Origin of the sequence: Morganella sp. HMSC11D09 (assembly GCF_001807955.1) — a bacterium.
Classification (GTDB): domain Bacteria; phylum Pseudomonadota; class Gammaproteobacteria; order Enterobacterales; family Enterobacteriaceae; genus Morganella; species Morganella morganii.
The window spans coordinates 61,024-74,039 of record NZ_KV791661.1 but is presented as its reverse complement, the minus strand read 5'-3'; the positions used below and the strand labels follow the sequence as shown (position 1 = coordinate 74,039).

Genomic DNA, 13,016 nt, shown 5'->3' with positions numbered 1-13,016 from the left:
TATGGTCGCGGTAAGAAGTGCGCATTTAACACCGGCCGGTGAGTTTGACCCGGCACACTGGATTAACAGCCTCGGGCTGCATAACCCGGTGACGGGTGAAAAACTGGAAGAGGTCTGGCATTACTGTCATCAGAAGGTTGATGGACATCAGGATGCGGCGCTGTTGCTCGGGCGCGGTATTGAGATGGTGGAGATTTTATCCACCCTCAGTATGGATCTCGACAGTCTGCGCGCAGCGTTGCTTTTTCCGCTGGCCGAAGCGGAGATCCTCGGAGAGGAAGAGATAAGCGAAGCCTTTGGTTCCGCTATCTGGCTGCTGGTCAAAGGTGTGATGGATATGGATGCTATCCGTCAGCTGAAAGCCACCCATAACGACGAAACCAGTTCGGTGCAGGTGGATAACATCCGCCGTATGCTGCTCTCCATGGTGGAAGATTTCCGCTGCGTGGTTATCAAACTGGCAGAGCGGATAGCCCATCTGCGCGAAGTGAAAGATGCCGGTGAGGATGAGCGCGTTCTGGCCGCCAAAGAGTGTTTCAATATTTATGCCCCGCTGGCGAACCGCCTCGGGATCGGGCAGCTTAAATGGGAGCTGGAGGATTACTGCTTCCGTTATCTGCACCCGGATGATTACAAACGCATTGCCAGCCTGCTGCATGAGCGCCGTCTTGACCGCGAAGAGTATATTGATAACTTTGTCACGACCCTGCGCAACGATATGAAAGAAGAGGGCATTCAGGCCGAGATCTACGGACGGCCGAAGCATATCTACAGTATCTGGCGCAAGATGCAGAAAAAATCGCTCTCCTTTGATGAGCTGTTTGATGTCCGTGCCGTGCGGATTGTGGTGGAGCGTCTTCAGGACTGCTACGCCGCGCTGGGGATTGTTCATACCCATTTCCGTCATCTGCCGGATGAGTTTGATGACTATGTGGCGAACCCGAAACCGAACGGCTATCAGTCGATTCATACCGTGGTACTGGGGCCGGCGGGTAAAACCCTGGAGATTCAGATCCGCACCCGGCAGATGCATGAGGATGCGGAACTCGGCGTTGCCGCGCACTGGAAATACAAAGAAGGTACCGCAGGCGGCGGCAAAACCGGCAGTTACGAGAACCGTATCGCCTGGCTGCGTAAACTGATCGCGTGGCAGGAAGAGATGGCCGATTCCGGCGAAATGCTGGATGAAGTGCGCAGTCAGGTATTTGATGACCGCGTTTACGTTTTTACCCCGAAAGGGGATGTGGTGGATTTACCGGCAGGCTCCACTCCGCTCGATTTCGCCTACCATATCCACAGCGATGTGGGTCACCGCTGCATCGGCGCGAAAATCGGCGGCCGTATTGTGCCGTTCAGTTACCAGTTGCAGATGGGCGATCAGATTGAAGTGATCACCCAGAAACAGCCGAACCCGAGCCGTGACTGGCTGAACCCGAACCTGGGGTATGTTACCACCAGCCGGGGCCGTGCCAAGATCCATAACTGGTTCCGCAAGCAGGATCGCGATAAAAATATTATCGCCGGCCGGCAGATGCTGGACAACGAACTGGCCGCGCAGGATATCAGCCTGAAAGAGGCGGAAAAACTGCTGATCGCCCGTTATAACGTTCACTCGCTGGATGAAGTGCTGGCCGGTATTGGTGTGGGTGATATCCGCATTAACCAGCTGTCGAACTACCTGCAAAGCAAACTGAACAAGCCGACTGCGGAAGAAGCCGATCGTGAAGCGCTGAAAACCCTGGAAAAAGCCCCGCCGGCCAAACCGGCACCGGCTCACCAGAGCAGCGGCCGTATTGTGGTTGAGGGCGTCGGTAACCTGATGCATCACATCGCCCGCTGCTGCCAGCCGATTCCCGGGGATGATATCGTCGGCTTTATCACCAAAGGCCGGGGAATTTCTATCCACCGCGCGGATTGCGAACAGCTGGCGGAATTGCAGGAGCAGGCACCGGAACGTCTGGTGGAAGCGGTCTGGAGTGCGAGTTACTCCAGCGGCTATTCCCTGGTGGTGCGGGTGGTGGCAAATGACCGCAGCGGCCTGCTGCGCGATATCACCACCATTCTGGCCAACGAGAAAGTGAATGTTCTCGGGGTGCGCAGCCACAGTGATGTAAAACAGCAGATTGCCACCATCGATATGGATATGGAAATCTACAATATCCAGACCCTCAGCCGTGTGCTGGCAAAACTGAACCAGCTGCCGGATGTGATTGAGGCAAAACGTCACACTCAGTAAAACGGCCGGAAATCGGTTACACTGAAAAGCAGACTCCGGTCTGCTTTTTTTATCACTCCCGGAAATCATATTCAGGAATTAATCACATGTCTGTATCAGTTGAGCGCCTGCTGGCGATCATGTCGCAGTTACGCGACCCGGAAAACGGCTGTCCGTGGGACAAAGCGCAAACCTATGCCACTATCGCCCCTTACACCCTGGAAGAGACCTATGAGGTTCTGGACGCTATTGAGCGGGCGGATTTTGACGATCTGAAAGGTGAGTTAGGTGACTTATTATTCCAGGTGGTGTTTTACGCGCAGATGGCGAAAGAAGAAGGGCGTTTTGATTTTGAGGATATCGCCGCCGCTGTCAGTGACAAACTGACCCGCCGCCACCCGCATATTTTTGCCCGTGAGCAGGGGATCGGCGCGGAAGCGGCCATTTCCGGCTGGGAGCAGCGAAAAAGTGCCGAACGCGCTGAAAAATCACAGTATTCCCTGCTGGATGATATCCCGGCAACACTGCCTGCCCTGATGCGGGCCTATAAAATCCAGAAACGCTGTGCGTCTGCCGGATTTGACTGGGACACACTTCCGCCGGTGCTCGGCAAGGTGTATGAGGAACTGGATGAGGTGATGGAGGAAGTGAATCAGCCGCAGGTGAATGATGAGCGCGTGGCTGAAGAGCTGGGTGATTTGCTGTTCGCAGTGGTGAATTTTTCCCGTCATCTGGGACATAAACCGGAAATGGTGTTACAAAAAGCCTGCCGTAAGTTTGAGAACCGTTTTCGTCAGGTGGAGAGCGATATTGCCGCCCGCGGACTGACCATGGAATCAGCAACACTTGATGAAATGGAGAAAAGTTGGCAGGATGTTAAATCCCGTGAGGGGTAAGCTTAATGCTTTCAGCTAATGATTTTACCGGAGAATGAAAAGTTTTTTATAAAATGTAAGACGTTGATTAGTTAGTGTAAAAAGGCGGTTTTTACCGCCCCGGGAGCGACGCATAACCGAAAAGAGGTGACGAGATTATTTGTCGCCAAAATAAGGTTAGGGTATACTATTTTCCCGTCCTGTTATATCCATCATCTATTACACCTAAACTTTCAGGTTCAGCATGAAAACTAATTATATTTTTGTGACCGGCGGGGTCGTATCCTCTCTGGGTAAAGGCATTGCCGCAGCCTCTTTAGCGGCTATACTCGAAGCCCGTGGACTCAATGTCACCATGATGAAACTGGATCCGTACATCAACGTCGATCCGGGAACCATGAGCCCGACCCAACACGGGGAAGTTTTCGTCACCAACGACGGCGCTGAAACTGATCTCGACTTAGGTCACTACGAGCGCTTCATCCGCACCAAAATGACCCGCCGCAATAACTTCACCACCGGACGTGTTTACTCTGAAGTTCTGCGCAAAGAGCGCCGCGGCGACTATCTCGGTGCCACCATTCAGGTTATCCCGCACATCACCAACGAAATCAAAGATCGTATCATCCGTGGCGGTGAAGGTCATGACGTGGTGCTGGTGGAAGTCGGCGGGACTGTCGGTGATATCGAATCACTGCCGTTCCTGGAAGCTATCCGTCAGATGGCGGCGGAAGTCGGCCGTGAACACACCTTATATCTGCATTTGACTTTGGTTCCGTATCTGGCGGCTGCCGGTGAAGTAAAAACCAAGCCGACTCAGCACTCAGTGAAAGAATTATTATCCATCGGTATTCAGCCGGATGTGCTGATTTGCCGTTCAGACAGAGTGATTCCTGCTAACGAACGCGCCAAAATCGCGCTTTTCTGTAACGTTCCTGAAAAAGCAGTGATCAGTCTGAAAGACGTAGATTCCATTTATAAAATCCCCGGCCTCTTGAAATCCCAGGGATTAGATGATTATATCTGTAAACGATTCAGCATTAATGCTCCTGAGGCAGATCTCTCCGAATGGGAGCAGGTGATTTATGAGGAAGCCAATCCGTCAGGTGAAGTCACCATCGGGATGGTCGGCAAATATGTTGAACTGCCGGATGCCTATAAATCCGTTATCGAAGCACTGAAACACGGCGGCCTGAAAAACCGCGTCACTGTGAACATCAAACTGATTGATTCTCAGGATGTGGAAACCCGCGGTACAGAACTGTTACAGGGTCTGGATGCGATTCTGGTGCCGGGCGGTTTTGGTTCCCGTGGTGTGGAAGGTAAGATTATGACTGCCCGCTATGCCCGCGAGAACAACATTCCGTATCTGGGCATTTGCCTGGGAATGCAGGTGGCACTGATTGACTTTGCCCGTAACCTGGCCGGTATGGATGACGCGAACTCCACGGAATTTGATGCTGATTGTAAGTACCCGGTCGTTGCGCTTATCACCGAATGGCGCGACGAAGACGGCAATATTGAAGTCCGCAGCGAAGAGAGTGATCTCGGCGGTACAATGCGTGTCGGCGGTCAGTTATGCCACCTGACGAACAATTCCCTGGTTCGCCGGTTGTACGGCAAAGATGCGATTACTGAACGTCACCGTCATCGTTATGAAGTGAACAACATGTTACTGAAGCGTCTTGAAGATGCGGGTCTGCTGGTTGCGGGCCGCTCAGTGGACAACAAACTGGTGGAAATCATCGAGAACCCGAACCATCCGTGGTTTGTGGCCTGTCAGTTCCATCCGGAGTTCACCTCTACCCCGCGTGATGGTCATCCGCTGTTTGCAGGTTTTGTCAAGGCAGCCTCTGATAACCAGAAAGGTCTGCTAAAATAAGATGTGAGGTGAGTGACCGGCTGTAAGTGCCGGTTACTTATCTGAAAATTTAACTTGTACTGAGGAAAACCTAATGTCCAAAATCGTTAAAGTGATCGGCCGTGAAATCATCGACTCCCGCGGTAACCCTACTGTAGAAGCTGAAGTACACCTGGAAGGCGGTTTTGTGGGTATGGCGGCTGCTCCGTCAGGCGCATCTACCGGTTCCCGTGAAGCGCTGGAACTGCGTGACGGTGATAAATCACGTTTCCTGGGTAAAGGTGTTCTGAAGGCAGTCGGCGCGGTAAATGGTCCGATCGCACAGGCGCTGCTGGGTCAGGATGCCAAAGATCAGGCAAAAGTTGACCAGATCATGATCGACCTGGATGGCACTGAAAACAAATCCAACTTCGGTGCAAACGCGATTCTGGCTGTGTCTCTGGCAAACGCCAAAGCTGCTGCCGCATCAAAAGGTTTACCTCTGTACGCACACATCGCAGAACTGAACGGCACTCCGGGCAAATACTCTATGCCGCTGCCGATGATGAACATCCTGAACGGTGGTGAGCACGCTGATAACAACGTGGACATCCAGGAATTCATGATCCAGCCTGTCGGCGCGCCTTCTCTGAAAGAAGCTGTCCGCATGGGTTCTGAAATCTTCCATCACCTGGCAAAAGTGCTGAAAGCTAAAGGCATGAACACCGCTGTGGGTGATGAAGGTGGTTATGCACCAAACCTGGGTTCTAACGCAGAAGCGCTGGCTGACATCAAAGAAGCCGTTAAAGCAGCAGGCTACGAGTTAGGCAAAGACGTTACCCTGGCGATGGACTGTGCAGCATCTGAGTTCTACAACAAAGAAACCGGTATGTATGAACTGAAAGGCGAAGGCCGTACCTTTACCTCTCAGGAATTCACTCACTACCTGGAAGAGCTGACCAAAGAGTATCCGATCGTCTCTATCGAAGATGGTCTGGATGAATCTGACTGGGATGGTTTCGCGTATCAGACTAAAGTCATGGGCGATAAAATCCAGCTGGTCGGTGATGACCTGTTCGTGACCAATACCAAGATCCTGAAAGAAGGTATCGAAAAAGGTATCGTTAACTCCATTCTGATTAAATTCAACCAGATCGGTTCACTGACCGAAACACTGGCTGCTATCAAAATGGCAAAAGACGCCGGTTACACTGCCGTTATCTCTCACCGTTCCGGTGAAACCGAAGATGCCACGATTGCCGACCTGGCTGTCGGTACCGCAGCAGGCCAGATCAAAACCGGTTCTATGAGCCGTTCTGACCGTGTTGCCAAGTACAACCAACTGATCCGTATCGAAGAAGCGCTGGGCGAACGTGCTCCGTTCCACGGCCGCAAAGAGATCAAAGGTCAGTAATTGTTACTGTGAATGTTAAAAAAGGTGTGTCCGGCGGGCACACCTTTTTTTATGACCGCGTTATCTTATCTTACGAATATTCCCCCGCTTTCTATCCGTTCTCTCAATGACTAAAACTGGTCATTTACCATGCTATGACAAGTTTTTTTACTTATTCTGTTGCCTCAGATCGCAAAACGGACGATTTGTGATGTATTTTGTTATTAATACTTTTTATATTTCACATGAAGATAAATTGTTTAACATTTTTAGCATTCACGCAAAAATGCCGGTTATTAAACTATGACAGCAATCGGTTTCGTGAATACTTTTTCATCCTACTGAGGGAATTATCATGGACGCTTCAGAAACGCTCACCCAATCCACCGGGCTGGGTTCTTTTAATACAAAGGGACTCATCATACTGGCTCTGGACATCGTGGTGCTGATACTGCTGCTGAAATACCTGCCCTACAGCGACAAAGAGAACGCCGGGCTGGCGCTGATGGTGTTCGTCGCTGTTTTATGGCTGACTGAGGCGATTCATGTCACGCTGACCGCGTTACTGATCCCGATTCTGGCCGTGTTTCTCGGATTACTGGGCGCAGGTAAGGCATTACAGTCTTTTGCCAGTCCGACTATTTTCCTGTTCTTCGGCGGTTTTGCGCTGGCGACGGCGTTGCATATTCAGGGACTGGATCGCCTGATTGCCAACCGCCTGCTGCTGATTGCCCGTGGTCGTTTATGGGCGGCAGTGATTCTGCTGTTCAGTGTGACCGGTGCGCTGTCCATGTGGATCAGTAACACCGCAACCGCCGCGATGATGTTACCGCTGGTGCTGGGTATTCTGGGGAACCTCGATATCCGTCACGACCGTAACACGTTCGTGTTTATGCTGCTGGGCGTGGCATACAGCGCCAGTATCGGCGGTCTGGGAACCATGGTCGGCAGCCCGCCGAACATTATTGCCGCAAACCAGCTGGGAATGGACTTCTTCACCTGGATGAAATACGGCATTCCGATGGTACTGATCCTGATGCCGATTATGTTCGGTATTATGTACCTGATGTTACGTCCGAAGCTCGATGCCCGTTTTGAAATTGAAGTGGAACAGGTTCAGTGGACACCAAAACGTCTGCTGACACTTGGTATTTTCGGTCTGACTGTTATCTGCTGGATCGGCAGTGCACCACTGAGTGATCTGCTGGGTAAAATTAAAGATTTCGATACTATTATCGCCCTGAGTGCCGCAGCCCTGATTGGTATTACCGGGGTGGCCAGCTGGTCACAGATTCAGAACAACACCGAGTGGGGAGTTTTGTTCCTGTTCGGCGGCGGTCTGACACTGAGTATGATCCTGAAAGATTCCGGTGCCAGTGAAGTGATGGCGGACTGGATGAAAACCTCCTTTGGTAACAGCAGCTGGCTGGTGATTATTATCGCTGTCACCACCTTTATTATTGTGCTGACGGAGTTCACCAGTAACACCGCGAGTGCTGCACTGCTGGTACCTATCTTTGCCGGTGTGGCAGATGGTCTGGGAATGCCGGTGATGGCACTGACCATGATTATCGGTATCGGTGCATCCTGTGCCTTTATGCTGCCGGTGGCGACGCCGCCGAATGCGATAGTGTTCGGGACCGGGTTTATCAAACAGTCTGAGATGGTGCGGGTCGGTGGTGTGCTGAATATCGCCTGTATCATTGTTATCTCAGCCTTTGCCTGGTTGTTCTGGGTATAACAGCACAGCTGATAATAAACACGAAAGCAAAGTTCAACACAGAAAACCTGCTGATTTATCAGCGGGTTTTTTTATACCGGCAACAAAGAATATCGGTGCGGATGTACTGATATCGCAGAAGTGCGGGAAAGAAGAAGAGCACCCGGAAAGACATTCAGGTATCACCGGATATGAAAAAGCCCTGCGTCATGCAGGGCTTCAGATAAAGCGTGGTGATTCAGTGATTATCAGCCGCGTTTATTGGCAACATAAACCGTTAGCTCAATACCCGGATGCAAGTCCTTCATTTTGACTTTACTGTTCCAGGACATCAGCTCTTTCAGTGTCACACCATGGCGCTGCGCAATACTGTAGTAAGAATCACCCTGACGCACTTTATACTTCGCCAGACGCATAGCATTTTTGGTGGCGGCTTTAGATGGTTTCACCACCGGGCTGCCTTTCACCTGCAACGTTTGTCCCGGTTTCAGAACCGCAGCGCTTTTCAGTCCGTTCAGCTTTTTCAGTTCAGCGACGGTCATCTTATGGCGGTTGGCAATGGCGTAGAACGAATCACCGCTTTTCACTTTATATTTCGCAGCTTGTGCACGGCCAGCCGGCGAACTCAGCTGTTCAGTTCGCTGATTGTTTCTTGCGACCGCTGTGCGGATATCATCAAGTACTGCGTCATCAGATAACGCGCTCATCAGCTGGTCGACTTTGGTTTTCGGCAGCATCAGATAGTGAGGACCGGCCGGTGAGGTTACACCGCGTTTCAGGCTCGGGTTGTAATCTTTCAGTCTGGAAACCGGCATATCCAGCAACTGTGCCGCGACATCCAGGGAAATCTGCTGACCGATATTCACCCGTGCCAGGGCGCGCTCTGCATCCGGTACCGGTAAATTCACACCGTTACGGTCACTGTTGCGGATAACATTACTCAGGGCAAAAATACGCGGCACATAATCCATGGTTTCTTTCGGCAGGGATAATGACCAGTAATCTGTTGGTTTTCCGGCGGCGGCATTTGCTTCCATCGCGCGCAGCACGCGGCCTTCACCGCTGTTATACGCGGCCAGGGTCAGTGCCCAGTCTCCGCCGAACATAGTATTCAGGCGCTCCAGTAAATCCAGCGCGGCAGTGGTGGAGGCAGCCACATCACGGCGGTCATCAACCCACTGGTTCTGGTTCAGCCCGCTTGCTTTGCCGGTACTCGGGATAATCTGCCATAACCCGGCAGCCTGGGCCGGTGAGGTGGCATGCGGATTAAAAGCACTCTCCACTATGGGCAGCAGAACCAGTTCCATCGGCATGTTACGTTCATCGATTTTACCGATGATCCAGTACATGTAAGGTTCTGCGCGCAGTGTCACATCGTGGAGATAGCTCTTTTTGGCGAGGTAAGAAAGTTCTTCGGCGCGTATGCGGTCATTGTCCGGGATGTTCATTTTCATTTCATCGCGGATATAACCCCAGATATCATCTTCGGGACTGACGGAGGATGCCTTTGCTGCGTTCATCTGCCGGGCCGTCAGTAAAAAACCGTTACCGGAAGGATAATGAGGGTCCTGTGCAGTTTTCTGCGGCGCAGTCTGACACCCCGCCAGCAAAATTGCGGCGGCAAGGAGTGTAGCTTTGATTTTCATGTTGGCGGAATCAGCATTATTATTCTTCAGTCTGTAGGTTTTGCAATCATACTGGTGTTATTCCGCCCTGACAACGATTACGGCTAAAATTGATCTTTTTTTGCGCGTAAAGACGTAAAAGTTTCCTCAGCCGTCGCCGTATGTTTACTTACTGATAAATTATGTTGCAGATCAATATTATCACAGTTAAGAAAAACATTAATTTTCCTTTCTGTTTTCAGTGTGACGGGCAGTGTAGCTTCATGATTCTGACGTAATTCTGCAATATATTGCTGATATGCCTGAATATCACGGTTTTCCGGCCAGACAGCGCGCGCAAAGGCGAGGTTAGACTGTGTATATTCATGCGCACAGCAGACCAGCGTCTCATCCGGCAGCGCCGCAAGGCGGCTGACTGAACGGAACATCTGTGCCGGTGTGCCCTCAAAAATACGGCCGCAGCCACCGGAGAAGAGCGTATCGCCGCAAAACAGATAAGGTTCGCAATAATAAGCCACATGACCGAGTGTATGCCCCGGCACTGCCATGACCTGAAATGTCAGCCCGCCGCAGGTAATCGTGTCATTATCCTGCACGCAGTGATTTGCGCCTTTCGGCTGGGTTTCGGCGGGGCCGTAAACCGGCAGGCCGGGATAATGTGAAACAATCTCTGCCGTGCCGCCGGTGTGATCCGCATGATGGTGTGTCAGCAGGATGGCTGAAGGGATCAGTCCCCGCTCCCGCAGTGTATTCAGTACCGGCTCACTGACGCCGGGGTCAACGATAATACAGGTGTGCGCATTATCCCGTAATAGCCAAATGTAGTTATCTGATAACGCGGAAATTCTGATAAGCTCCATAGATACCTCACCTTTCTGAGTGTGAATCAAGGATAAAGCCATGTTTTCTGCACGAGCGACAAAAACTCTGATGATGCCGGACTCGTGGTGCGATATTCCCTGCGGGCGCCGCTTCCGGCAATCGCTGGAAGCACAGCTGGCGCCCTGGTGGCCGAAAATGTTTGGTTTTCATCTGATTAAGATCGGCGCGCTGAGCTGTGAAATTGACAGCAGCAGCTGCATGATCCCGCATCAGGTGAATGTGGCACCGCAGGGTAACACCTTACAGGTATTCGGGGAGGCGGCGCAATTGCCGTTTCTGGACAAATCTGCGGATGTCTGTGTGCTGGCACATAATCTGGGCTACAGCTGTGATCCGCACCGGTTGCTGCGTGAGGCTGACCGTGTCCTGATTGAGGACGGCTGGCTGATTATCAGCGGATTTAACCCGCTGAGCCTGCTGGGGGCACGCAAACTGATCCCGTGGCGTCTGAACCGGGAGCCGCAGTGCAGCCGGATGTTTTCACAGTTCCGTATGCTCGACTGGCTCAGTCTGCTTAATTACGAAATTATGTATCACCGGCTGACCACGCCGATCCCCTGGTGTGATCCGGCAAGTTTCGGCAACCGGCATGCGCGGATTTTCGGCTGTCTGGGGGTGATTGTGGCCCGTAAACGTACGGTGCCGCTGACGTTCACACCGCAGAAGCTGCGCCTGCTGCGGCCGAAACTGAACAATGTGGTGGGCGCGACACGCCAGCAGACGCCGCCGCGCTGTCTGAAACGGCGCTGAGGATTACTCCGTTGCCGGCTGATAACCGGTATCGTCCTGTGACGGAGATTCTGCCGCTGCACGGGCGAGTTCATCACAGCGCTCGTTTTCCGGGTGCCCTGCGTGACCTTTCACCCACTGCCAGTCAATCTGATGGCGGGTGATGGCGGCATCCAGGCGCTGCCACAAATCGACATTCACCACCTGGGATTTATCCGCTTTGCGCCAGCCGCGCCGCTTCCAGTTATGGATCCACTGCGTGATGCCCTGACGGACATACTGGCTGTCGGTGGTCAGCACGATATCACACGGACGTTTCAGGGTTTCCAGCGCCACAATAGCGGCCAGCAGCTCCATCCGGTTATTGGTGGTAAGAAAAAAGCCCTCACTGAGTGCTTTCTCATGGCCTTTATAACGCAGCAGCGCGCCGTAGCCGCCGGGGCCCGGATTTCCGAGGCAGGAGCCGTCGGTGAAAATTTCTACCTTGTCACTCATCTCTGGTAGACTCTTCCTCTGATTGATTGGCAATTACCTGAGTCTGACACAAAACGCCATTATGAGCACTGATATTACACGACAAATTGTTCTCGATACCGAAACCACCGGTATGAACAAACTGGGTGCCCACTACGAGGGGCACAATATTATTGAGATCGGTGCGGTTGAAGTGATCAACCGGCGCCTGACCGGCCGTAACTTCCATCTCTATATCCGGCCTGACCGGCTGGTGGACCCGGAAGCCTTTGGCGTGCACGGGATCAGCGATGAATTCCTGATGGACAAACCGGTTTTTGCTGACATTGCGGATGAATTTATTGAATTTATCCGTGGCGCAGAACTGGTTATTCATAACGCGCCCTTCGATATCGGCTTTATGGATTATGAATTCCGCAAGCTGAACCGGGGGATCCCGCCGACCGCGGAATTCTGTACCATCACTGACAGCTTAACGCTCGCCAGACAGCTGTTCCCCGGCAAGCGTAATAACCTCGATGCCTTATGTGACCGCTATCAGATAGATAACTCAAAACGTCTGCTGCACGGCGCGTTACTCGATGCCGAGATTCTGTCGGATGTTTATCTGGCAATGACCGGCGGCCAGACATCACTGGCTTTTTCAGCGGATAATGAGAGCAGCGGCGAAGAGAACGTTCAGACTATTCAGCGCGTTACCCGCCCGCAGAGCGGTCTGCGGGTGGTATATGCCACGGATGAGGAAATTGCCGCGCACGAGGCGCGTCTGGATCTGGCGGAGAAAAAAGGGGCGAACCCGTGCATCTGGCGGAGCTGACTGCCTGCCGCAGTGACTGTGGTGCCTGCTGTACTGCGCCATCCATCTCATCACCGATTCCGGGGATGCCGGACGGTAAACCTGCCAATACCCGCTGCGTTCAGTTATCGGAGCAGAATTTGTGCCTGATTTTCGGCTCACCGCTGCGTCCGGCGGTTTGCTGCGGACTACAGCCCTCGCGGGAAATGTGCGGGGATAGCCGGGATGAGGCCATGATTTATCTGCTTGATCTGGAAAAACAAACCGCGCCCTGAAACCGGATGAGCGCGTTGCGGGAGACCGTGTGTCGTGTGCGGTGACCCGTATAAAACAGTATATTCAGGTGAAAAACTGTGCAATTGCATGGATTTACACAAATCAGGTATTGACGAACGGGAACCGGCATCGTATTATCCGCACCGTTCCCGAAAAGGAACACACGGAGCGGTAGTTCAGTTGGTTAGAAT

Annotated in this window: 11 protein-coding genes; 8 read left to right on the top strand and 3 right to left on the bottom strand. The window is 52.3% G+C overall.

Going from position 1 to position 13,016, the window contains the following annotated elements; genetic code table 11:
- Position 1 precedes the first annotated feature (1 nt).
- From relA to HMPREF3119_RS02945, 5 genes are all read left to right on the top strand, one after another.
- The gene (gene relA, locus HMPREF3119_RS02965; RefSeq protein WP_004238882.1) at positions 2-2,236 is read left to right on the top strand and encodes a GTP diphosphokinase; all 2,235 of its coding nucleotides are present in this window, start codon (positions 2-4) and stop codon (positions 2,234-2,236) included.
- A gap of 86 nt (positions 2,237-2,322) precedes the next feature.
- Positions 2,323-3,111, top strand: a complete 789-nt coding sequence (mazG, locus tag HMPREF3119_RS02960; protein ID WP_004235958.1) for a nucleoside triphosphate pyrophosphohydrolase — start codon at positions 2,323-2,325, stop codon at positions 3,109-3,111.
- Between the two features lie 223 nt (positions 3,112-3,334).
- Positions 3,335-4,972, top strand: a complete 1,638-nt coding sequence (gene pyrG, locus HMPREF3119_RS02955) for a glutamine hydrolyzing CTP synthase (protein ID WP_004235957.1) — start codon at positions 3,335-3,337, stop codon at positions 4,970-4,972.
- A gap of 73 nt (positions 4,973-5,045) precedes the next feature.
- Positions 5,046-6,344 (top strand): phosphopyruvate hydratase, encoded by a 1,299-nt coding sequence (gene eno / locus HMPREF3119_RS02950; RefSeq protein ID WP_004235956.1) that lies wholly within the window; start codon positions 5,046-5,048, stop codon positions 6,342-6,344.
- A 334-nt stretch (positions 6,345-6,678) separates the two neighbouring features.
- Positions 6,679-8,064, top strand: a complete 1,386-nt coding sequence (locus HMPREF3119_RS02945) for an SLC13 family permease (protein WP_070578383.1) — start codon at positions 6,679-6,681, stop codon at positions 8,062-8,064.
- Between the two features lie 227 nt (positions 8,065-8,291).
- Here HMPREF3119_RS02945 and mltD read toward each other — a convergent pair whose 3' ends face one another.
- Positions 8,292-9,689 (bottom strand): murein transglycosylase D, encoded by a 1,398-nt coding sequence (mltD, locus tag HMPREF3119_RS02940; RefSeq protein ID WP_070578380.1) that lies wholly within the window; start codon positions 9,687-9,689, stop codon positions 8,292-8,294.
- 83 nt (positions 9,690-9,772) lie between these two features.
- Positions 9,773-10,528 (bottom strand): hydroxyacylglutathione hydrolase, encoded by a 756-nt coding sequence (gene gloB / locus HMPREF3119_RS02935; protein WP_004235953.1) that lies wholly within the window; start codon positions 10,526-10,528, stop codon positions 9,773-9,775.
- A 40-nt stretch (positions 10,529-10,568) separates the two neighbouring features.
- On the opposite strand from gloB, the gene HMPREF3119_RS02930 reads away from it, so the two are divergent.
- Entirely contained in the window at positions 10,569-11,300 is a 732-nt protein-coding gene (locus HMPREF3119_RS02930) for a methyltransferase domain-containing protein (RefSeq protein ID WP_070578377.1), read from the top strand.
- Positions 11,301-11,303: 3 nt separating this feature from the next.
- Here HMPREF3119_RS02930 and rnhA read toward each other — a convergent pair whose 3' ends face one another.
- The gene (rnhA, locus tag HMPREF3119_RS02925; protein ID WP_032097832.1) at positions 11,304-11,774 is read right to left on the bottom strand and encodes a ribonuclease HI; all 471 of its coding nucleotides are present in this window, start codon (positions 11,772-11,774) and stop codon (positions 11,304-11,306) included.
- A gap of 61 nt (positions 11,775-11,835) precedes the next feature.
- Between rnhA and dnaQ the strand changes: the two genes are divergently transcribed.
- Entirely contained in the window at positions 11,836-12,570 is a 735-nt protein-coding gene (gene dnaQ, locus HMPREF3119_RS02920) for a DNA polymerase III subunit epsilon (protein ID WP_024472710.1), read from the top strand.
- On the top strand, positions 12,552-12,824 hold the full coding sequence (locus HMPREF3119_RS02915; protein WP_170927038.1) for a YkgJ family cysteine cluster protein: 273 nt from the start codon (positions 12,552-12,554) through the stop codon (positions 12,822-12,824). The genes dnaQ and HMPREF3119_RS02915 overlap by 19 nt, the downstream gene beginning before the upstream one ends.
- Positions 12,825-13,016: the final 192 nt, after the last annotated feature.